The organism is Roseovarius sp. B-10 (assembly GCF_056859295.1).
This window is the reverse complement of sequence record NZ_JBSXOE010000032.1, coordinates 16695-38022: the sequence shown is the minus strand read 5'-3', so window position 1 is coordinate 38022 and position 21328 is coordinate 16695. Positions and strand designations below refer to the sequence as shown.

22 protein-coding genes are annotated in these 21328 nt (G+C 67.3%); 8 read left to right on the top strand and 14 right to left on the bottom strand.

Going from position 1 to position 21328, the window contains the following annotated elements; genetic code table 11:
* Window positions 1-176: 176 nt before the first annotated feature.
* Genes rplI through rpsF form a run of 3 tightly spaced genes read right to left on the bottom strand, consistent with a single transcriptional unit; the run spans window position 177 to window position 1408 of the window.
* Window positions 177-785 carry a 50S ribosomal protein L9 gene (gene rplI / locus AC13D8_RS09225; RefSeq protein WP_482968579.1) on the bottom strand — a complete coding sequence of 203 codons (609 nt, stop codon included), beginning with the start codon at window positions 783-785 and terminating at the stop codon, window positions 177-179.
* A 12-nt stretch (window positions 786-797) separates the two neighbouring features.
* The gene (rpsR, locus tag AC13D8_RS09220; protein ID WP_104017380.1) at window positions 798-1025 is read right to left on the bottom strand and encodes a 30S ribosomal protein S18; all 228 of its coding nucleotides are present in this window, start codon (window positions 1023-1025) and stop codon (window positions 798-800) included.
* A gap of 29 nt (window positions 1026-1054) precedes the next feature.
* A complete protein-coding gene (gene rpsF / locus AC13D8_RS09215; protein WP_129433489.1) occupies window positions 1055-1408 on the bottom strand; it encodes a 30S ribosomal protein S6 in 354 nt (117 codons plus the stop codon).
* A gap of 230 nt (window positions 1409-1638) precedes the next feature.
* On the opposite strand from rpsF, the gene AC13D8_RS09210 reads away from it, so the two are divergent.
* Window positions 1639-2139: a hypothetical protein gene (locus tag AC13D8_RS09210; protein WP_482968578.1), complete on the top strand. Its 501-nt coding sequence runs from the start codon at window positions 1639-1641 to the stop codon at window positions 2137-2139.
* Between the two features lie 130 nt (window positions 2140-2269).
* On the top strand, window positions 2270-2857 hold the full coding sequence (locus AC13D8_RS09205) for a YceI family protein (protein WP_129433483.1): 588 nt from the start codon (window positions 2270-2272) through the stop codon (window positions 2855-2857).
* 65 nt (window positions 2858-2922) lie between these two features.
* On the opposite strand, the gene AC13D8_RS09200 is transcribed toward AC13D8_RS09205, so the two are convergent.
* The 6 genes from AC13D8_RS09200 to AC13D8_RS09175 form a co-directional block, all read right to left on the bottom strand.
* Window positions 2923-4131 (bottom strand): DegT/DnrJ/EryC1/StrS family aminotransferase, encoded by a 1209-nt coding sequence (locus tag AC13D8_RS09200; protein ID WP_482968577.1) that lies wholly within the window; start codon window positions 4129-4131, stop codon window positions 2923-2925.
* A gap of 77 nt (window positions 4132-4208) precedes the next feature.
* A complete protein-coding gene (locus tag AC13D8_RS09195) occupies window positions 4209-5513 on the bottom strand; it encodes an NAD(P)/FAD-dependent oxidoreductase (RefSeq protein WP_482968576.1) in 1305 nt (434 codons plus the stop codon).
* Window positions 5514-5556: 43 nt separating this feature from the next.
* Window positions 5557-6924: a glutamine synthetase family protein gene (locus AC13D8_RS09190; RefSeq protein ID WP_482968575.1), complete on the bottom strand. Its 1368-nt coding sequence runs from the start codon at window positions 6922-6924 to the stop codon at window positions 5557-5559.
* Between the two features lies 1 nt (window position 6925).
* The gene (locus AC13D8_RS09185; RefSeq protein WP_129433472.1) at window positions 6926-7603 is read right to left on the bottom strand and encodes a type 1 glutamine amidotransferase; all 678 of its coding nucleotides are present in this window, start codon (window positions 7601-7603) and stop codon (window positions 6926-6928) included.
* Between the two features lie 49 nt (window positions 7604-7652).
* Window positions 7653-8969 (bottom strand): glutamine synthetase family protein, encoded by a 1317-nt coding sequence (locus AC13D8_RS09180; RefSeq protein ID WP_482968574.1) that lies wholly within the window; start codon window positions 8967-8969, stop codon window positions 7653-7655.
* A 259-nt stretch (window positions 8970-9228) separates the two neighbouring features.
* Complete coding sequence (locus tag AC13D8_RS09175; RefSeq protein WP_482968573.1) at window positions 9229-9921, bottom strand: M48 family metallopeptidase; 693 nt, start codon at window positions 9919-9921, stop codon at window positions 9229-9231.
* A gap of 8 nt (window positions 9922-9929) precedes the next feature.
* Here AC13D8_RS09175 and AC13D8_RS09170 point away from each other — a divergent pair, with 8 nt between their 5' ends.
* From AC13D8_RS09170 to AC13D8_RS09155, 4 genes are all read left to right on the top strand, one after another.
* Entirely contained in the window at window positions 9930-10370 is a 441-nt protein-coding gene (locus AC13D8_RS09170; protein WP_482968776.1) for a DMT family transporter, read from the top strand.
* Window positions 10371-10604: 234 nt separating this feature from the next.
* Window positions 10605-11021 (top strand): Fur family transcriptional regulator, encoded by a 417-nt coding sequence (locus AC13D8_RS09165; RefSeq protein WP_104017391.1) that lies wholly within the window; start codon window positions 10605-10607, stop codon window positions 11019-11021.
* A gap of 8 nt (window positions 11022-11029) precedes the next feature.
* The gene (locus tag AC13D8_RS09160; protein WP_482968572.1) at window positions 11030-11926 is read left to right on the top strand and encodes a cation diffusion facilitator family transporter; all 897 of its coding nucleotides are present in this window, start codon (window positions 11030-11032) and stop codon (window positions 11924-11926) included.
* Between the two features lie 71 nt (window positions 11927-11997).
* Entirely contained in the window at window positions 11998-12864 is an 867-nt protein-coding gene (locus AC13D8_RS09155; protein WP_482968571.1) for a DMT family transporter, read from the top strand.
* Between the two features lie 8 nt (window positions 12865-12872).
* Here the strand turns inward: AC13D8_RS09155 and AC13D8_RS09150 are convergent, their stop codons facing one another.
* Entirely contained in the window at window positions 12873-13916 is a 1044-nt protein-coding gene (locus tag AC13D8_RS09150) for an aldo/keto reductase (RefSeq protein WP_482968570.1), read from the bottom strand.
* Between the two features lie 175 nt (window positions 13917-14091).
* Between AC13D8_RS09150 and AC13D8_RS09145 the strand changes: the two genes are divergently transcribed.
* Together AC13D8_RS09145 and AC13D8_RS09140 are read left to right on the top strand one after the other, a co-directional pair.
* Window positions 14092-14979, top strand: a complete 888-nt coding sequence (locus AC13D8_RS09145; protein ID WP_482968569.1) for a hypothetical protein — start codon at window positions 14092-14094, stop codon at window positions 14977-14979.
* A 4-nt stretch (window positions 14980-14983) separates the two neighbouring features.
* Window positions 14984-15643: a Fe2+-dependent dioxygenase gene (locus AC13D8_RS09140; RefSeq protein WP_482968568.1), complete on the top strand. Its 660-nt coding sequence runs from the start codon at window positions 14984-14986 to the stop codon at window positions 15641-15643.
* A gap of 23 nt (window positions 15644-15666) precedes the next feature.
* Here the strand turns inward: AC13D8_RS09140 and AC13D8_RS09135 are convergent, their stop codons facing one another.
* From AC13D8_RS09135 to AC13D8_RS09120, 4 genes are read right to left on the bottom strand one after another with little or no spacing between them, the layout of a single operon-like run.
* Entirely contained in the window at window positions 15667-17226 is a 1560-nt protein-coding gene (locus tag AC13D8_RS09135) for a Ppx/GppA family phosphatase (RefSeq protein ID WP_482968567.1), read from the bottom strand.
* A 49-nt stretch (window positions 17227-17275) separates the two neighbouring features.
* Window positions 17276-19450, bottom strand: a complete 2175-nt coding sequence (locus tag AC13D8_RS09130; RefSeq protein WP_482968566.1) for an RNA degradosome polyphosphate kinase — start codon at window positions 19448-19450, stop codon at window positions 17276-17278.
* 49 nt (window positions 19451-19499) lie between these two features.
* Window positions 19500-20177 carry a P-loop NTPase family protein gene (locus tag AC13D8_RS09125; protein ID WP_482968565.1) on the bottom strand — a complete coding sequence of 226 codons (678 nt, stop codon included), beginning with the start codon at window positions 20175-20177 and terminating at the stop codon, window positions 19500-19502.
* Window positions 20174-21253, bottom strand: coding sequence for an AI-2E family transporter (locus AC13D8_RS09120; RefSeq protein ID WP_482968564.1), 1080 nt, complete (start codon window positions 21251-21253; stop codon window positions 20174-20176). Before AC13D8_RS09120 ends, AC13D8_RS09125 begins: the two co-directional genes overlap by 4 nt.
* Between the last annotated feature and the right edge of the window lie 75 nt (window positions 21254-21328).

Here is a 21328-nt window from a genome sequence, read left to right as displayed (position 1 = left end):
GAGGTAATCCCATGGTTGTGCCCTGCCAGGCTATGTCAAGATAAAAGCGAGCACATACGAACATTTCCAACGCTAGCATGGGATGAAGGCGCGTGTCGAGCGATCCGCCAAAATGACAAACGCACCGCGCGGGCTGGCCGCGCGGTGCGTCTTGACGTCTGCGTGCCGGTGGCGGATCAGGCGCTCTCGTCTTCCGAGGTGGCGGCTCCGGGGGCGTCGTCGTCCGAGGCGGCACCACCGATATCGTCGAACAGTTCCGCGATTTCGAAATCCGCTGCGGCCTCTTCCTCGGCGGCAGCGTCCTGGATCGTCCGTCCCGAGGCCTGAAGCTCGGCTTCCTCGGGCGAACGCGCCACGTTGAGCGTGATCGTCGCCATCACCTCGGGGTGGAGGTGAATCTCGACCTCGTGCAGGCCGAGTGTCTTGATCGGCTGGCGGATGATCGCCTGCTTGCGGTCGATGGTAAAGCCCTCGGCGATGGCGACATCGGCCACGTCACGGGTGCTGACCGAGCCGTAAAGGTTGCCGCCGTCCGAGGCCTGGCGAATCACGATGAAGCGCTGGCCGTCGAGCTTCTCGGAGAGCGACTCGGCTTCCTTGCGGGTCTCGAGGTTCTGCGCTTCGAGTTGCGCCTTGCGCTCCTCGAAATCGGCGATGTTGCGCTCGGACGCCGACAGCGCCTTGCCCTGCGGCAGCAGGTAGTTGCGTGCGAAGCCGGGTCTGACCTCGACGACATCGCCCATCTGGCCAAGCTTGGCGACGCGTTCCAGAAGGATCACTTGCATGGTCTCGCCTCCTTATTTCACGGCGTAGGGAAGAAGCGCGAGGAAGCGCGCACGCTTGATCGCACGCGATAGCTCGCGCTGCTTCTTGGCCGACACGGCGGTGATGCGCGACGGCACGATCTTGCCGCGCTCGGAAATGTAGCGCTGAAGCAGGCGCGTGTCCTTGTAGTCGATCTTCGGCGCGTTCTCGCCCGAGAAGGGGCAGACCTTGCGGCGGCGGAAAAACGGTTTCGTAGCCATTACTTATCGTCCTTTTCTCAGGTGGTGGATCAACGGCGCTCGCGGCGCTCGCCGCGTTCCTCGCGCTTTTGCATCTGCACCGACGGCCCTTCTTCGTGGGCATCGACCTTGATGGTCAGCACGCGCATCACGTCGTCGTGCAGACGCATCAGGCGCTCCATTTCCTGCACGGCGGCGGCCGGTGCGTCGGTCCTGAGATAGGCGTAGTGGCCCTTGCGGTTCTTGTTGATCTTGTAGGCCATCGTCTTGACGCCCCAGTACTCGGTATCGAGGGCCTTGCCCCCGTTATCGGCGAGAATGGTGCTGAAATGCTCGATGAGCCCCTCTGCCTGCGCGTTGGAAAGATCCTGGCGCGCGATCATCACATGCTCGTAAAGCGGCATGTCGTCTCCACTTCTGTCAAGGCGCATTTCATAGGGCGGGCGATACCCTTTCGCTGCCCGTCCACGAGAGTCTGCGCGGTCCATAACGTTTGCGAAAGGTTGGCGGCGTATACCGTGCTGCATCCGTGCCTGCAAGGGCGATCGCGCCGGATCCGGTCTTGGCCCCCGGGTTGCCCAATTCCGGGCACGATTGCCGCGCATAATGGGTCTGTCGAGGGAAGGAGAGGATCATGGTTGCGCATTCCGATTTCGATTGCGATCTCGCAGGTCCGCCCCTGCGCGGCGGCGATCCCGGCATTCCCGTTCGTGACGGGGGGCGCGGCTTGGTGCGGATCGTGCTGCGTTTGGCGGGCGCGGGGCTCATCGCGGCGGCACTTGGACTCTGGGTGCTGCCGACGCACGGCGCCGATCCCGCTATGATGCTTATCAAGCTTTTGTTCTCGATAGGTCTTTTCTGGTCCGGGGCGCTCTGTCTCCACGCCGCGCGCCTGCCCGACAGGCGCCCCGAGGTGCAAATCGACCGTACCGCGCGCGAGTTGCGTGTGCTAACCCGGGGTCACGGCGGCGTACATCACGTGTCGGTGCACCCGCTCGACGATCTGCCCGAGCTGTCCCTGCGTGACGGGTTGCTGAGCGCGCGCGACCGCAGTGGGCGGCTCGTTGTGTCGCTCCATGTGGCGGGCAGGTACCGCGAACGGCTCCTGCGCGAGGCGCTCGCCGCCGCACGCTGACCGTTGGCAGGCCGCGGCGAGTGTTCGCCTGTCCACAGGGGTTGTTTGAAACTGTGCTATTGTTCTCCGCCACGAATGATCCAATCTCCTGCGTATCGCTTGACGATTGCAGGATTGGAGTTTTTTGCACATGAGACCGACTCTCTTCGCCGCCGCTACCTCGGCCGCGTTCGCACTTGCCGCCTCCGTGGCCCATGCCGCGCCCGAGACCTACGAACTCGACCCCGCCCACAGCCAAGTCGTGTTCACCTACAACCACCTTGGCTTCTCGACGACCACGGGGATGTTCTCGGGTTTCGAGGGTGAAATCCAGTTCGACGAGGACGACCCGGCCAATTCCTCGGTCAGCGTTTCCATGCCGGTGATGTCGATGTTCACCGGCTGGGAAGCACGCGAGGAGCATTTCATGTCCGATGACTTCTTCGGTGCGGAGGCGGGCGACATGGTCACCTTCACTTCGACCGGTATCGAAGTGACGGGCGAGAACACCGCGATCATCACCGGTGATCTGACCATGAACGGCGTCACCAAATCGGTTGATCTCGACACGGTGATGAATCAAAAGGCCGACGCCCACCCGATGGAGAACCGCCCCTGGGTCGGGTTCGACGCCACGACCACGCTCACGCGCACCGATTTCGGGCTCGGCAAGTTCGCGCCCTATGTCAGCGACGAGGTGCAAGTCGAGATCTCGATCGAGGCGGGCAAGCCGGAATAAGCCTTGCGCTCACCGCTCACACGAATGCCGGGCCGTCCGCATCGCGGGCGGCCCCTTTGCGTCTGTCAGGTGCCGTAGGCACGACGCGCACCCGTCACCTCTGCCACCGCCTCGAGCAGGATATCGGCCACGGTATCGCAGTCCTGTCGTGTCAGCCGCGCGGGCAGGCGCACGTCGCAGGCCCGCATCAGCATCGCCCGCGTGCGCGGCAGGTCGGGCGCGGGTCCGGGCAGAAAACCCCAGTTCCAGAAGGCGCGCGCGTTGTCCGTGCTCTGCCCGAACACCTGCACCTTGACACCGCGCGCAGCGGCATTCTCGGCAAAATCGCGGGCTTCCGCGTCGCTCAGCCCGACGAGGTTGAACTGGATCGAATCGGGCGCACGCACCTCGCCGTCGAGCGGGGCAGGTACCGACAGGTGCGGCGACGAGTCGAGCCGCCCGGCCACGTGATCGTGGTTGGCGCGGCCCGCCTGAACGCGGCGCGGGACCTCTGGCAGTTGTGCCCGGATGATCGCCGCCGACAGGTTCGACAGGCGCAGGTTGTAGAGCGGCAGCCGGTTCTGCCAGCGGGCAAAGGCCGCGTCGAGCGCTTCATCGGGGCCGTCCATGTGCTTGGCCCAATTGTGTTCGTAGGCGCCGGACATGATCACCGCACGCGCCACGAGGTCGGCATCGTCGGTGATCAGAATGCCGCCCTCGCCCGCGTTCACCAGCTTGTAGGACTGAAAGCTGAAACAGCCCACCCGTCCTATCGTGCCGATCTTTCGCCCGCGCCACAGCGTGCCCAGCGAATGCGCCGCGTCCTCGATCACCGGCACGCCGCGCGCCTCTGCCAGCGCCATGATCGCGTCCATGTCGGAGGTGTGGCCGCGCATGTGGCTGACGATCACCGCCTGGACACCCTCGAGCCGCGCCTCGAAATCGGCGATGTCGACCCGGTAATCCTCGCCCACCTCGCACAGCACCGGCACGCAATCGGCATGGACCACCGAGGAGGGCACCGCGGCAAAGGTGAAACCGGGGATCAGCACCCTTGCCCCCCGGGGCAGCCCCAGCGCCTTGAGCGACAGGAACAGCGCCGCCGAGCACGACGACACGGCGAGCGCATAGGATGTGCCCATCATCTCCGCGAATTCGCGCTCGAGCAGTGTCACCGGCGCGTTTCGCGGAGCGGTGTAGCGAAACAGGTCGCCGGAGAGGAGCAGCCGCTCGATCTCGGCGCGCGCGGCTTCGGGGATCGGCTCGGCGTCGTGGACATTCGGGGCTTGCGTCATGTGTTCGGCTTTCCTGAAAGTGACCTTCGGCTTTCCCGAACATATAGGCCCGAATTGTGACGGTTTGTCAAAGCCCGTCAGAGCCCAAGCCGGTCGCGCAGCGCGAACCAGCTCATTGCCAGCACCAGGAGCGGGCTGCGCAGTGCCGTGCCGCCGGGAAAGGCGGGGCAGGGCACGCGAGTCATGCAGTCGAATCCATCCGATTGCCCGCGCACCGCCTCGGCCATCAGCCGCCCCGCGAGCGTCGCCATACCCACCCCGTGGCCCGAATAGCCCGAGGCCGACAGGATATTGGGCGCGACCCTCGCCAGATACGGCATCCGCTTCATGGTGATGGCCAGCGTCCCGCCCCAGGCATAGTCGAGCGGCACCTCCGCCAGATGCGGAAATATCTCGAGCATGGGCCGCCGCACCGTGGCGCGGATGTCGCGCGGAAAGCGGTAGCCATAGCTCTCACCACCGCCAAACAGAAGCCGCTTGTCATGGCTGAGACGGAAATAGTTCACCACGAATTTCGTGTCCGCCACCGCCACGTCGCGGGTCAGCACGCGCGCGGCGTCCTCTCCCAGCGGCTTGGTCGCGACGATGAAATTGTTGATCGGCATGACGCGCGTGGCCACCCGCCGGTCCAGCCCGCCGAGATAGCCGTTGCAGGCCAGCACCACGTGATCCGCCTCGACATGGCCCGCATCGGTGGCCACGCGGGCCTTGGCCCCGCGCCGGATGTCGTGCACCTGCGCGCCCTCATGGATACGCACCCCCGCCGCCTGCGCCGCCCGCGCCAGCCCCAAGGCAAAGGCCAGCGGGTGCAGATGCGCGGCGCCCATGTCCAGCGTGCCACCGTGATAGGTGGGCGAGGGGCAGAGCGCGTGCATCGCCTCGCGGTCCAGCGTCTCGATCTGCTCATAGCCGTAGCGCGCGGCGAGATGGGCGGCATAGGCATGTTCCTCGTCCATCTCGCGCGGGGTGAAACTGGCGTGCGCCACGCCCGGCTTGAGGTGACAGTCGATGCCGTGGCGCGCCACCAGCCCTTTGACGAGGTCCTTGGCCTCCTCTCCCAGCCGCCACAGATGGCTTGCGTCATCCGCACCCACCAGCCGCTCCAGCGCGGTCTGTTCCATCCGCTGCCCGCTGCCCAATTGTCCGCCATTGCGCCCCGACGCGCCAAAGCCCACGCGCTGCGCCTCGAGCAGCACCACGTCGTGCCCTGCCTCGGCCAGGTGCAGCGCCGCAGACAGCCCGGTATAGCCCGCGCCCACAACGCAGACATCGGCCCGCGCCGCGCCGCGCAGGGGCGGGAACGGCGGCAGCGGCTCGGTCGTGGCGGCGTACCAGCTTGGCGGATACTCCCCCCGCCGGTCGTTGGCATGGAGCAGGTTCATGGCTTCATCTCTCCCGAAATACTCACCTTCCGCGCCCCGGGGCTCAGACGTTGAGTAGCAGGTGCTCGCGTTCCCACGGACTGATGACTTGCAGGAATTCCTCGTACTCTGTGCGCTTCACGATGGCATAGACACGGGCAAACTCGGGCCCGAGGATGTCGTGCAGCGCCGTGGCCTCCTCGAAGAGGGTCAGCGCCTCGCCCATCACGTTGGGAATGTCGGACTCGCCGGAATAGGCATCGCCCTTGAATTGCTTGTCGGGCCACTCCTCGTTCAGGATGCCCAGCAGGCCGCAGGAAAGGCTCGCGGCGATGCCAAGATAGGGGTTGCAGTCCATCCCGGCCATCCGGTTCTCGACCCGCCGCGCGTCGGGGCCCGAGAGCGGCACGCGGATCCCGGTGGTGCGATTGTCGCGTCCCCAGGCGAGGTTGATGGGCGCGGCATGATCCTTGACGTAGCGGCGATAGGAATTGACGTAAGGTGCCAGCACCGCGATGGCCGAAGGCAGGTGTTTCTGCAAGCCGCCGATGAAGTGAAAGAACAGGTCGGTCTCACCGCCCTGCGGCCCGGCAAAGAGGTTGCGCCCGGTTTCGATATCGAGGATCGAATGGTGGACATGCATGGCGCTACCCGGCTCGTCCTCGATCGGCTTGGCCATGAAGGTGGCAAAGCAGTCGTGCTTCAGCGCCGCCTCGCGAATCAACCGCTTGAAGTAGAACACCTCGTCGGCGAGCTTGATCGGATCGCCGTGCCGCAGGTTGATCTCGAGTTGCCCGGCACCGCCCTCCTGCGTGATGCCATCGATCTCGAAGCCCTGCGCCTCGGCGAAATCGTAGATGTCGTCGATCACCGGGCCGAATTCATCGACGGCGGTCATCGAATAGGCCTGTCGTGCCGCCGCCGGGCGACCGGAGCGGCCCATCATCGGCTTGATCGCCTGGGCGGGGTCGAGGTTGCGCGCCACGAGGAAGAATTCCATCTCGGGCGCGACCACGGGCTTCCAGCCGCGCGCGTGATACATCTCGACCACACGGCGCAGCACGTTGCGCGGGCTGAACGGGATCGGCGCGCCCTCGCGGTCAAACGCATCGTGGATCACCTGTATCGTCCAGTCCGCCGTCCACGGCGCGGCCGACGCGGTGGACATGTCGGGGCGCAGGATCATGTCGCGCTCGATAAAACCTTCGTCGCCCGCGGCTTCGCCCCAGTCGCCGGTGATGGTCTGGTAAAAGATCGAATCTGGCAGGTGGAAATAGTCTTGCCGGGCGAATTTCGTCGCTGGAACGGCCTTGCCGCGGGCGATTCCGGGCAGGTCCGAGATGATGCATTCAACTTCGTCGAGGCGGCGGTTCTCCAGATAGGCTTGCGCCGCCTCGGGAAGCCCTTTGACGAACTCTTTCAAATCAGCCATCTCAGCCGCCTTTCGTGAAAATGTCGGCGATGGTCTGCGCCATCGCGTCCGTGTCGGTCGGTGTGTCGAGCCGGGCGCGCGCATGATCGCGCAGCGGATCGGGAACCACGCCGATGGCGCGGTGCTCGATCAGACGGTCCATCATGGTGGCATTGAACTCGGGGTGCGGCTGAACGCTGAAGATGCGCGGACCGTATCGCAGCGCGGCGATGTCACAGCCCTCGGCGCGGCCCACTACCTCCGAGCCCGGCGGGGCCGCGATTATCTGGTCCTGGTGCCAGGCGTTGAGGGTGTAGGGGCGGCCGTCAATCTCGTAGGTCGTGGCGCCCACGCGCCAGCCGTCGGGGTGCTTGACCACCTTGCCGCCCAGCGCCTGCGCGATCACCTGGTGGCCGAAGCACACACCCACGAGCGGCAGATCCGCCGCGCGGATGTCGCGGATGAGTTGCTCCAGCGGTGGCAGCCACGGATGATCCTCGTAGACGCCGTGTTTTGATCCGGTGACGAGCCAGCCGTCGGCGGCGTGCGGTCCGTCAGGGAATTCTTCATCGACCACGTTGTACGGTTCGAAGTCGAATCCGTGCCCCTCCAGCAGCCGCGCGAACATGGCGTCGTAATCGCCCAGTTCACCCAGCACGATGTCGGGGGCGTGGCCGGTTTTCAGGATGCCGATCTTCATTTGGGTGTCCGTTGTTTGATCAAATCTTGGCGGTGGGCTTTCCCGAACCCTACACCGTTTCGAGATAGACCTTCCAGTGATCCTCTGCGGCCATCTGGTCGATGCGCGCGTGTTCCTGGCGCTTGGTCATCACCAGGTTGGCGATCAGATCGGCGGGGAAGATGCGGGCGATCAGCGGATCGGCCTCGAACAGGTCGATGGCGCTCTCCCAGTCGGCGGCAAGCTGCGGCAGGTCTGCCTCGTAGGCGTTGCCGGCGATCGGGTCGGGGGGCGTCATCGCGTCGTCGATGCCGGTGATTGCAGCACCAAGGATGGCGGCAAAGGTCAGGTAGGGGTTGATGTCGCCACCCGCCACGCGGTGCTCGATCCGGCGTGCGGCGCCCGCGCCACCGGGGATGCGCAGCGCGGCGGTGCGGTTCTCATACCCCCAGCCCGCGCCGGTGGGCGCATGCGCGCCGGGCACGAGACGGGCGTAGCTGTTGGCGTGCGGCGCGAAGATGAGCGTCGAGGCGGGCATCGCCGCGAGGCACCCTGCCACCGCGCTGCGCAGCACATCGGAGCCGCGTGGCGTGCCGTCGTCGAACACGTTGTTCCCGTCGCGGTCCAGCACCGAGAAATGCATGTGCATGCCGTTGCCGCTATCGGCGTCGAAGGGCTTGGCCATGAACGTGGCGACATAGCCGTGCCGTCGCGCAAGCCCGGTGATGAGGGTCTTGAACAGCCAGGTATCATCGGCGGCGCGCAGCGCGGATTGGTGGTGGAGGGTCAATTCGAACTGTCCGATCCCGGCCTCCGAGATCGCCGATTCCACCGGGATGCCCATCGCGTCGCCCGCCGCATAAAGCGCCGAGAGGAATTCGTCGAACGCGTCCATCTGCCCCAAGCTGAGGATGCCGGGCGCCTTCATGCGCCGCCCGGAACGTGGATCGCGAATTGTTTTCAACGACTTGCCGGATGGATCGACCAACGTGAACTCAAGCTCTGTAGCGGCGAACACCTCCCATCCGCGGGCGGCATAGCGCGCCAGAACAGCCGAGAGCGCGTGGCGCGGGTCGCCCGCGAAGGGCGTGCCGTCCTCGTAATGCATCACCATCGGCACCAGCGCCTGCGGCTCTTCCAGCCAGGGCAGGGGCACGGCACCACGGTCGGTCGCGAACAGGCGCCCGTCAATGTCGCCGCTGTCGAAAACCAGCGGCGAGCCCTCGATATCGGCACCGAAAATATCGAGATTCAAGGCACTTAGTGGCATACGCAGGCTACCGTCGTCGAGCTTGTCGGCAAAGCTTGCGGGCAGGCGCTTGCCGCGCATCCTGCCGTTGAGGTCGCACGCGGCCACGCGGAAGGTCTGGAACTGTGAGAGGTCCATCGGGGAGGTCCTGAACGGGGTTTTGGCGAGCCTATCGCGGGGCAGGGGGCTTGCCAAGGATAATTTGATCAAAAAAATGCCAAGCGGCACCGGGGCGAACCTGTAGGCTCGAGAGGCGAACCGCAAGGTTCGTGCCGCGCAGCGCACGGGGAAGGTGTGAAGGGATTTGCGCAACGGAATGGGTGTGGAAATGTCATCCTCGGGCTTGACCCGAGGACCTCCCGGTCAAGAGATCCTCGGGTCAAGCCCGAGGACGACGTTAATCCAGCGAACGCTGCCAGCGGTTCTCGAGCTTCTCGATGGCGGCGATGCGGTCGGCGGTCTTGGGGTGGCTCATCAGCCACGCGGGCATCGGGCCGCCCGCGCCCGAGGTCAGCGCCTCGAGCTTCTGAAACAGCGATTTCTGCGGCTCGGTGCCGATCCCCGCCTTGGTCAGAAGTGCTGCGGCGTAGGCGTCGGCCTCGTGTTCGTCGCCGCGCGACAGCCGCGCGGCCAGAAGCGACGTGATACCGTTGGCGATCCACACGCCAATGCCGGGCAGGAAACGCGACAGGATCATCGCCAGCGCCGTGCGCAGGGCGTTCTGCCCGGAAAAGTCGATCATCCGCCGCCGCGCGTGGCCCAAGGCAACGTGGCCAAGCTCGTGCGCGATCACGCTGGCCATTTCCTCGGCCGAGACCTCGCCGGTCTGGAACTTGCGGTAGAAGCCGCGGGTGATGAAGATGCGCCCGTCGGGGGCGGCGAGCCCGTTCACCGGGTCGATCTCGTAGAGATGCACGCGCACGCGCGGCAGGTCGAGCGCGCGGGCGAGGCGGTCGAACACCGACTTGAGCCGCGGGTCGGCCAACTCGGTCGAGCGCGCGTCAAGCTCGCGCGTGGTGCGCCAGACCGAGAAGCGATACATCGCGAGCGCGTAGAGAAGCGCCAGAAGGATCGGCGTGAATTTCAACATGATCCGAGATATGGGGCAGCGGGGCGCCGCTGGCAAGCGGCGGGACGGGCTGGACCGCGCGAGGGGGCTCGCGTAACGAGGGGCCACATCCCATCCAAGGAGCGTCTGCCATGAGCGTCCAGGTCTATATCTTTCTCGCGCTGGCGATCCTCGCCGAGACGGCGGGCACCACGGCATTGCAGGCCAGCCAGCAATTCACCCGGCTGTGGCCGTCGGTGCTGGTGGTGGTCGCCTACGCGATCAGTTTCTACCTCCTGGCGCTGACGCTCAAATACATGCCGGTGGGCGTGGTCTATGCCATCTGGTCGGGGCTGGGCATCGTGTTCATCGCCGCCATCGGCTACGTGATCTTCGGGCAGAAGCTGGACGCGCCCGCGATGATCGGCACCGCGATGATTCTCGCCGGGATCGTGGTGATCCAGCTCTTCTCCAAGGTGGCGCCGCATTGACGGGTGGTTGTCGCGCTGCCGGCAGGAACGGTGGTCGGAGTGTGCCACGCATCGACCGGCAGCCGAGGCGTGCAAGCATGTGTTGATCCGCGCATTGACGCGAGTCCCCCATGTTCCGCCAACGCCGTAGCGCCGATCCAGGAGTGACCGGGGTCGCTCGGCGGTCCTGAAAAGGGTGGAAATGCGCCGCTTGGGGCGCTATCCCGGCTTGCGTAACCGATGCGGAGGCGTGCGATGCGCGACACCATCACCGAGCGCTGCGCGGCCAGGGGGCTGAGGATGACCGGGCAGCGGCGCGTGATCGCCCGCGTGCTGGAGATTTCCGACGATCACCCCGATGTCGAGGAACTGCACGCCCGCGCCACCGCCCGCGACCCGAAGATCTCCATCGCCACGGTGTATCGCACGGTCAAGCTGCTGGAGGAGGCGGGTATCCTCGACAAGCTGGAGTTCGGCGACGGGCGCGCGCGCTACGAGGATGCCGAGCGCGCCCATCACGATCATCTCATCGACGTCAATTCCGGCGACGTGATCGAGTTCGTCGATCCCGATATCGAGGCCCTGCAGGAGCGCATCGCCGAGAAGCTGGGCTATCGGCTTGTGGGGCACCGGCTGGAGCTTTACGGCGTGCCGCGCAAGGACAAGGAGTAGCGCGGAACATGGACCGGGTGATGCGGCTGGCGCTGGGCAGCGTGCTGGTGGGGCTTGCGGTGCTCTCGCTCAAGGTGGTGGCGTGGCGCGTGACCGGCTCGGTGGCGCTCATGTCCGACGCGCTCGAAAGCGTGGTCAACGTGGCCACCGCGCTGGCGGTGATCGCCGCCTTGCGGCTGGCGCGGCGTCCGGCGGATGCCAACCACCCGTTCGGCCATCACAAGGCCGAATTCTTCGCCGCGGTGCTGGAAGGCGTGCTGATCGTGCTGGCCGCGGTGTTCATCCTGCGCGAGGCGTGGGACGGGCTGGCGAGCCCGCGCGCGATCGACACGCCGTGGCTGGGGCTGGCGGTCAATGCGGGGGCGGGGCTCATCAACGCGGTATGGGCGTGGCTGCTGATCCGCGAGGGGCGGCGGCACCGCTCGCCGGCGCTGGCCGCCGACGGGCGGCACCTGATGACCGACGTGGTCTCGTCGGTGGGCGTGCTGGGTGGCGTGGCGCTGGCAGTGGCGACGGGGTGGTGGGTGCTCGACCCCGCGCTCGCGGTGCTGGTGGCGCTCAACATCCTGTGGTCGGGCTGGAGCGTGATCCGCGGCTCGCTGAGCGGGCTGATGGACGAGGCGGTGTCGGATGACGAGCTGGTGCGCATCCGCCGCATCATCGCCGAGAGCGCCGAGGGCGAGACCGCGCTGGAGGCGCATGATTTGCGCACGCGCCACGCCGGTCCGGTGACGTTCATCGAGTTTCACCTGGTGGTGCCGGGTGAAACCACGGTAGAGGCCGCCCACGCGCTGTGCGACCGGATCGAGGCGGCGCTGATGGGCGCGCTGCCCGATGCGCGGGTGACGATCCATGTCGAACCCGAGCACAAGGCCAAGCACAGCGGCATCGTCGTGTTGTCGTAGGGCAGTGGCTTTCGCCCCGTCGCGGGCTGTGCGAATAGGGGGGGATCGCCCCCGAGGAAAGGCCCCCGAGAATGGAAAACCTGCGCGGCAGCGTGCTGATGGTGCTGGCGATGGCCGGCTTCGCGCTGGAGGACATGTTCATCAAGCGGCTGGCCGGGGCCATGCCGGTGGGGCAGATCATCATGGTGCTGGGGCTGGGCGGCGCGGTGATATTCGCCGCGATCTGCCTGGGGCAGGGGCGGCGGCTGTTCTCGCGGGATTTGCTGGCGCGGCCGGTGATCCTGCGCAACACCGGAGAGATGGCGGGCACCATGTGTTTCGTCACCGCGATCGCGCTGACGCCGTTGTCGTCGGCCTCGGCGATTCTTCAGGCGACGCCGCTCGCCGTCACGCTGGGTGCGGCGCTGTTCCTGGGCGAGCCGGTGGGCTGGCGGCGGTGGTCGGCGATCCTGGTGGGGTTCGCGGGCGTGCTGATGGTGGTGCGCCCGGGGCTCGAAGGCTTTGCGCCCGCCTCGCTCTTTGCCGTGGGGGCGGTGGTCGGGCTGGCGGCGCGGGACCTGGCAACGCGGGCGGTGCCGGCGGCGATCTCGTCGATGCAGCTCTCGGCCTATGCCTTTGCCACGCTGGTGCCGACGGGCGCGATCCTTCTGGCGTTCGGGGACGGGCCGGTGGTGCCGGGGGGCGTGCAGATGCGTGACCTCGGGCTGGCGCTGGCCTGCGGCGTGGGGGCCTATTACGCCATCGTCGCGGCGATGCGGGTGGGCGAGGTGGCGGTGGTGACGCCGTTTCGCTACACGCGCCTGGTGTTCGCGCTGGGGATCGGGATGCTGGTCTTTGCCGAGCGGCCCGATACGTGGACGCTGATCGGCGCGGCGGTGATCGTGGCCTCGGGGCTTTACACGCTCATGCGCGAGGCACGGCTGGGGCGGCGGCGATAGGGAGGGTCTCAGAACGGCATCGGGTGCGCCCTGTGCGTCGCGTCGAGATCGGCCAGCACCTCGTCGCCCAGCGTCACGTCCGCCGCGCCCAGCGCCCGCTCGAGCTGATCCATGCGCGTCGCGCCGAAGATTGCCGAACACATGAAGGGCCGCGTCAGGCACCACGCCAGCGCCATCTGCACCGGGTCGAGCCCGTGCTTGCGCGCCACCTCCAGGTAGGCATCCACGGCGGCAAAGGCGCGCGGCACGCGGCGCCCGCCGAGATCGGTGTTGATCGTCATGCGTGACCCTGCGGGCAGCGCGCCGTCCTGGTACTTGCCCGTCAGCATCCCCGCCGCCAGCGGCGAGAACGCCAGCAGGCCGACATCCTCGTTGACGCTCAACTCCGCCAGGTCGGTGTCGTAGAGGCGGCACATCAGCGAATACTCGTTCTGGATCGAGGCCACGCGGGGCCCGCGCCCCGCCTCGGCCAGCCGCAGCCATTGTGCCGTGCCCCACGCGCTCTCGTTCGACAGTCCAAAGGCGCGGATGCGGCCCTTGTCGACCTCGCGTTGCAAGGCTTCCAGCGCCTCTTCCATGTGCGCGAGCGTCGCGGCGCGGTCCTGCCCCGAGGGGTCATAGCTCCAGTTCTGGCGGAACATGTAGCTGCCCCGGTTGGGCCAGTGGAATTGATACAGGTCGATGTAATCGGTGCGCAGCCGCCGCAGCGACCCCTCCACCGCCTCGGGTATGGTCGCCGCCGAGATCGGCGCGCCGTCGCGGGCGTGCCTGAACCCCGCGCCGGAATGCTTGGTGGCCAGCACCACCTCGTCCCGCCGCCCCGTCCGTGCGACCCAGTCGCCGATAATCTCCTCGGTGCGCCCGGTGGTTTCGGCTCGGACGGGCGCGGTGGGATACATCTCGGCGGTGTCGATGAAATTCACGCCCCGTTCCAGCGCCCGGTCGATCTGCGCGTGGCCCTCTTCGGCGGTGTTCTGCGCGCCCCAGGTCATCGAGCCGAGGCACAGCGCGCTCACCTCGATGCCGGTGCGGCCCAGCGGTCTTTTGTGCATGTCGGATGGTCCTGTCCCGTTTCGCGCGGAGCCTATTGCCCCCGTCTCACGGTGGCAAGTGGTGCGGCAGATGAGAAAGCTGACCAAAGCAATCGGGCTTCTTGACCCCATGCCGTCGGGGAGCTATCAATTCCAACAGAATTTGTCGGATTTAACGCGAAACAGGGGGATACTCATGACCGACCGGACCAAACCACGCAGCGTCACCGTGCGCCGCACCCTGACCCTCGGCACCGTTCTCGCGGGCATGACCGCGACCGGCGCCGCAGCGTCCGAGGACGGCTATACCCCTGTCGAGACCGAACAATCCGGTATCATCCTCGCGCAGGTCGAAGGCGAGGGCGAAGCCAGCGCCGCCGAAGGCGAAGGTGAAGCCAGCGCCGCTGAGGGCGAAGGAGAAGGTGAAGGTGAGGGGGAAGGTGAAGGCAGCGCCGGTGTTGCCGATCCCGAACAGCGCCTGCAGCGCGACCTGAGCTTCATGGAGGGCCACCTGCGCGCCGGTCTCGCGCTTTACGAGGCGGGCGATCTCGATGCCGCGCGCACCCATATGGGTCACCCGATCAAGGAGAAATACGACGCCGTCGCGGCCCCGCTCGCGGCGATGGACAAGGGCGCGCTGAAGGACCGGATCGGGGCCATTGCCGAGGCCGCCGAAACGGGCGCGCCGCTCGACGAGGTGCGTGCCGCTTTCGAGGCCGCCCGCGCCATGATGGAAGAGGTGCGCGCCACCATGTCCCCCGCCGATCAGGTCATGGGGCTGGCCGCGCTGACCCGCGTGGCGGGCGAGGAATACACCGTCGCCGTCGCGGGCGGCGAGGTGTCGAACCTGCACGAATACCAGGACGCATGGGGGTTCCTGCGCGTGGTCGAGAGCGAGGCGCGGCAGATGGCCGAGAGCGAAGATCCCGCCATCAAGGCGGCGGGGCTGGAAATCCTCGACCATCTAAAGGCCACCAACGCCGCCTTCGGCGATCTTCAGGGCGAGGGCGATTTCGAAATGGCCCCCTCGATCCTGATGGGGGCCGCGGCGCGGATCGAACTCACCGGCTTCGGGCTGGGCTGAGCGGATGATCCTCGTCATCGGTGACGTGCTCGATGCGGGCGAGGTGGCGGCGTTGCGGGACGCCGCCGCCAAGCTCGAATTCGGCGATGGCAAGACTACCGCGGGGCGCTATGCCCGCGACGTGAAGGCCAACCTGCAAGCGCAGCCCTCGAAAGGGCGCGAGGCGATTTTCGAAAAGGCCCGCCGCGCGCTCATGCGCCACGAGGTGTTTCTCGCCGCCGCGCGGCCCAAGCGCTTTGCCCGGCTGCTGCTGTCGCGCTACCGCACCGGCATGGAATACGGCCTCCACGTCGATGATCCGATCATGAATGGCAGCCGCACGGACCTCTCCTTTACCCTGCCGCTCTCGGATCCGGACGATTACGAGGGCGGCGGGCTGTGCATCGACGACGGGATCGAGGAACGGGTGATCCGCCTGAATGCCGGCGACGCGGTGCTCTATCCCACATCGGCGCTGCACCGGGTCGAGCCGGTGTCGGACGGTGAGCGGCTTGCCGTGGTCGGCTGGGTCACCAGCCGGGTGCGCGACGCGGCGCGGCGCGAGGTGCTCTACGATCTCGACGTGGCAACGCGAGAGGTCTTTGACGCGCAGGGCAAGACCCCGGCCTTCGACCGGCTGTTCAAGGCCAAGAGCAATCTCTACCGCATGTGGGCCGAGGACTGAACGCCGCCCGCGCCCCGCGGCGCTCAGACCGAAAGCCGCTTCCTGCCGATGCGGACCTCCGGCACGGCCCCCAGCGCCCCGGCCAGCGCCTTGAAGCGCGCCTGCGCCACCTCGCCGAACAGCGCCGAGGCGTCCGAGGCGAGATCGAGCCTCAGCACCTTGCGCCGCGGGTGCCAGCGCATCCGCGCGATATCGGTCTCGTCGGTCAGCCACAGCATCGCCGCCAACCGCAGCGCGCGCCCGAGGATCTCGGCCTCGTTGCGGTCGCGCTCGGAAATCAGCTCTTCCAGCGTGTCGAACCGCGTGCCCGCGCGGTTGTTGGAATAGCGGTGCAGCAGTGCCAGCCCGAGAAACACCCGCTCGGAATGCTTTAGTCCGCCGAGATTGGCGCGGGTGGCGTTGTCGAAACAATCCTCGGCGCGGTAGTCGGGATGGGCCCGCCAGCTCACATCGTGCAGCAGGCAGGCCGCCTTGACCAGCCGCAGCCGTTCGGGCCGTGCGGATTTGTAGAGCGGCGCGATGAAGCGATAGATCACCTGGCCGAAACCGGGCAGGCGCGCGTCCTTGGCCTCGGAAAAGCGGCATGCCTCGATCAACGGGTCGCGCACGCGCAGCGATTCCGGCATCTGTTCATAGAGCAGCCCCTCGCGGATACCGTAGCTCGACACCGCGATGTCATGCGGGCGAAAGCTGCGCACCACCTCGCGCAGCACCTCGGCGGCAAAGGGCACCAGCGCGATGCGCGCCGCCGACACGCCCGATTGCGCGCGCAACGCGTCCGCGTCGTGCTTGGCGATATGCTTGATGGTGGCGCGCAGGTCGGCGGCGGTCATGCGGTATTCGTGCAGAACGTGCAGCGGATAGCCGCGCCGCGCCATGTCGACGCGGGCGATCGCGCGCCACGAGCCCCCCACCAGGAACAGCCGGTTCTTCTGTTCACCGAGCCCGTCGCGCAGCCGCTCTACCGTTTCGCGGATCAGCGCCTTGCGCGCCTTCTTGCCACCCTTGAGATCGCGCAGCTTGAGCGGACCGAGCTTGGCACTGACGCAGCGCCCAACGCGGCCGCCGTCGATCTCGGCCAGTTCCATGGACGAGCCGCCCATGTCGCACACGAGGCCATAGGCCCCCGGCCAGCCCAGCAGCACCCCTTGCGCCGAGAGCCGTGCCTCTTCGGGGCCGTCGATGACAAAGAGCCGGATGCCTGTCTCGCGCTCCACCTCGGCGACGAAATCGGGGCCATCCTCGGCCTCGCGCACCGCCGCCGTCGCCACCGCGTTGAGCGGGCCGGTGCCCAGCCCGTCGGCCACATGCGCGAAACGCCTGAGCGCGTCGAGCGCGCGCGCGCGGCCTTGCGGATCCAGCCGCCCGGTCTCGGCCATGCCCGCGCCGAGGCCGCACATCACCTTCTCGTTGAAGAAATAGGCCGGGCTGCGCGCGGCACCGTCGAACACCACGAGACGCACCGAGTTGGAACCCACGTCCACCACACCCACGCGCGACAGCGCGCGCGCCTCGGGGCTGTCGAAGAGCGGGCGCCCGAAGGGGCGGTCGCTGTGCGCTGCGGGATCGTTCACGCCGTCCATCGTCTGCCTTGCCGGTCCCTGACGTGTCTAGGCCGCGGGCGCGCGCGGGTCAATCGTCGGTGTGGGTGAGGGTGGGCACGTCCGACGCCCCCGCCGAGCCGCGCCCCGACAGCGACGGGTTCTCCATGAAGAAGCGGTGACAGTTGAACGCGAATTCCCCCTCGGGGGTCGGTTCGCGCACGAAGCTGCCATCGGGCGCCATGACCCAGCTTTGCGCCACGTCGGCCATGTTGGCGGCCATGATCTGGCTGACGATCTGTGCCTTGACGGTGGGATTGGTGGTCTCCACCAGCGTCTCGACCCGGCGGTTGAGGTTGCGGCCCATCCAGTCGGCGGAAGAGATGAACACCCGTGCCTTCTTTGACGGCAGCCCGGCGCCGTTGCCGAAACAGACGATGCGCGAATGCTCCAGAAAGCGCCCGACGATGGATTTCACGCGGATATTCGACGACAGCCCCGCGATGCCGGGCCTCAGCCCGCAGATGCCGCGCACCACGAGGTCGATCTTCACCCCCGCCTCCGACGCGGCGTAAAGCGCGTCGATCACGTCCGGCTCGATCAGCGAGTTCATCTTGGCCCAGATTGCCGCCGGCTTGCCCGCGCGGGCGTGCTCGGCCTCGCGCCCGATCATGTCGAGCAGCCTTGGCTTCAGCGACTTGGGCGAGATCGAGATGTTCTCAAGCCCCTCCGGCTCGGCATAGCCCGACAGGTAGTTGAACACCTTGGTCGCGTCCCGCCCCAGCTTGGCGTCGCAGGTGAAAAAGCTCAAATCGGTATAGATGCGCGCGGTGATCGGGTGGTAATTGCCGGTGCCGTAATGGGTATAGGTCACGAGGGTGTCGCCCTCGCGCCGCACCACGGTGGAAATCTTGGCGTGGGTCTTCCAGTCGACAAAGCCATAGACGACATGCGCGCCCGACCGTTCCAGCCGCCGCGACTGCCGGATATTGGCGGCCTCGTCGAACCGCGCCTTGAGCTCCACCAGCGCGGTGACGGATTTGCCATCCTCGGCGGCCTCGCACAGCGCCTCGACGATGGGCGAGTTGCGCGACGTGCGGTAGAGCGTCTGCTTGATGGCGAGCACGTCGGGGTCGCGCGCGGCCTGTTGCAGGAACCGCACCACCATGTCGAATGTCTCGTAGGGGTGGTGCAACAGCATGTCCTTTTGCCGGATCGCGGCGAACATGTCGCCGCCGTGATCCTGCACCCGCTCGGGCACGCGCGGCGTGAACGGCGGCCAGAGCAGGTCGTGCCGCGCATCGAGCACCAGCTCCTTGAGATCGGCGAGCCCGATCATGCCATCCACCTCCACCACCTCGTCGGGGATGACGTGCAGCTCCTCCATGATCACCTCGCGCAGCGCCTCGGGCGCGCCCGAGGTGATCTTCATCCGCACCACCTCGCCGCGGCGGCGGCGCTTCAGCGCCACCTCGAACTCGCGCACCAGGTCTTCGGCCTCTTCCTCGACCTCGAGATCGCTGTCGCGCAACACGCGGAATGCGCAATGCCCCTTGTAGCGGTAGCCGGGGAACAGGCTGTCGAGATGCAACAGCAGCAATTCCTCCAGCGGCAGGAATCGGTGCGCTCCCTCGGGTGCGGGCAGCGCCACGAACCGGTCGATCTGCTGCGGGATCGGCAGCAGCGCCTGAAGCGGGCGCTTGTCCGAGATGCGCGACATCTGCAACGCCAGCACGTAGCCGAGATTGGGAATGAACGGGAACGGGTGCGCCGGGTCGATGGCCAGCGGCGACAGCACCGGAAACACCCGGTGCAGGAACATCTCGGCCAGGTACTCGCGGTCCGTGTCGTCGAGCACGTCATGGGTGAGGATCGAGATACGCTCGCCCTCCATCTCCGTGCGCAGCGTTTCGAACGCCTGTTGCTGCGCTTGCAGCAGCCTGCGGGCGTTCTCGTTGATCAGCACGAGCTGTTCGGCGGGCGTCAGCCCGTCGGCGGCGGGCGTGGTGTTGCCCGCCTTGGCCAATTCACGCAGGCCCGCCACGCGCACGTTGTAGAACTCGTCCAGGTTGGTGGCCGAGATCGACAGGAAGCGCAGACGCTCCAGCAGCGGCACGCGCGGGTTTTCCGCCTCTTCCAGAACCCGCCAGTTGAACCCGAGCCAGCTCAGCTCGCGGTTAAAGAACCGGCCCGGCCCGGCAATGTCCAGCCCCTCGGGCGTGACCGGTTCGGGGGCGGGGTTCCTGAGAAAATCAGCCTGAGTCATGCGGGCCTTATGGTGGCGGAGTGTAACACTCGGGTGACGGATGATGGCGTCAGTGACCGCGATTGTCCAGCACCTCGGCGGCGAGCTGCCGCGTGATCGCCCGCCCCGTGGCCAGCGCCCGCGCGTCGATCTCGGCGACGGTGGCGCGGGCGGCGTCGAACGTGCGCTCGATGCGCCGCGCGAGGTAGGGCACGCAATCGGGCGCGGGGGCAAGCTGCCGGTCGGCAAAGAGCTTGGCCAGCACCGCCGCCAGCAGCGCGTCGTCGGGCGGCCCCAGCCGCGCGAGCAGCATGGCCTCCATCCGGCTCGCCAGGTCGGGCAGGGCAAGGCCCCAATGCCGCGGCGGCGCGGCCGCGCTCACCAGCAGCGCGTGACCTTCCGCCAGAACCAGGTTGTGCAGGTGAAACAGCGCCGCCTCGGCCTCCGCGTGCCCGGCGATGCCATCGGCATCCTCCACCGCCACCGGCCCGGCGGCCAGCGCGTCGATATCGGCGCCGCCCAGGTCCCCCGCGGCCACGATCGGCGCACCCGTCAGCGCCGCCCAGACATGCACCAGGTGCGTCTTGCCCGCGCCGCGCGGCCCCGCCAGTACCAGTTTTCGCGCCGGCCAGTCGCGCCAGCCCTCGATCAGCGCCACCGCCTGCGCGTTGGCCGGCGAGACGAAGAAATCCTCGCGGCCCAGCGCCGTGCGCGCGGGCAGATCAAAGACCAGTTGCCGGGATGTCATCCGTCGCCCCGATCCTCGCCGCGCCCGTCCAACCCGCGATAGAGCCGGCCTTTCTGGTACTCCGCCACGGCGAACCGCGCGATCACCCCCAGCGCGGCGGCCACCGGCACCGCCACCAGCATGCCGACGAAGCCAAACAGCGTGCCGAAGGCCGACAGCGCAAAGATCAGCCACACCGGGTGCAGCCCCACCGACGAGCCGACAAGGCGCGGGGTCAGCAGGTTGCCCTCGATCACCTGCCCGGCGACGAAGATCGCCGCCACCAGCCCGATGCTCAGCCAGTCGCCCCAGAACTGGAACAGCGCCAGTCCCAGCGCCAGCGTGCCGCCAAAGATCGCGCCGACATAAGGAATGAACGTCACCAGCCCCGCCGCCGCCCCGACGACGAGGCCGAATTGCAGCCCCACCAGCATCAGCGCCACCGCGTAATAGGTGCCGAGGATCACCGAGACCGTGCCCATGCCCCGCACGAAACTCGCCAGCGTGGCGTCGATCTCGCACGCCAGCCGCCGGATGATCGGCGCGTGATCGCGCGGCAGCAGGTGGTCGATCCGCTCCACCATGTGATCCCAGTCATAGAGCAGGTAGACGGCAACCACCGGCGCCACCACCAGCAGCACCACCACGTTGACCAGCGACGCGGCCGAGCTGAGCGCGGTCTGCAAAAGCTGTCCGCCGCGCTCGCGCACCGTCTCGCCCAGCGATTGCAGCGCCTGCTGCAGCGTCGAGTCCGGCTCGTAGAGCGACGGCAGGTGCTTGCCGAGAAAGCCCTGCAAATCGCGCGCAAGCTGCGGCGCGGTGTCGAAGAGGGCGATCGCCTGCGCCACGATCGACGGGATGATGAGCAGCGCCACGATCACCAGTACCAGCACCGCCACCGCGGTGATCGTCGCCACGGCGAAGATGCGGCTCATCCCAATCCGTTCCAGCCGGTCGGCGACGGGGTCGAGGAAATACGCCACCGCCGCGCCCAGCACGAAGGGCAGCATCACGTCGCCCAGGAACCACAGCACCACGAACACCGCGATGGCCGCGATGCCCCAGTACTTGATCTGATCCCGGACCGGCAGGGCCATCGGCGTTCCTTCGGCTGCGTGTGCGCAACATCGCTTGTGACGCCGGGGGTTTCAAGAGCGCTCGGCGCGTCATCC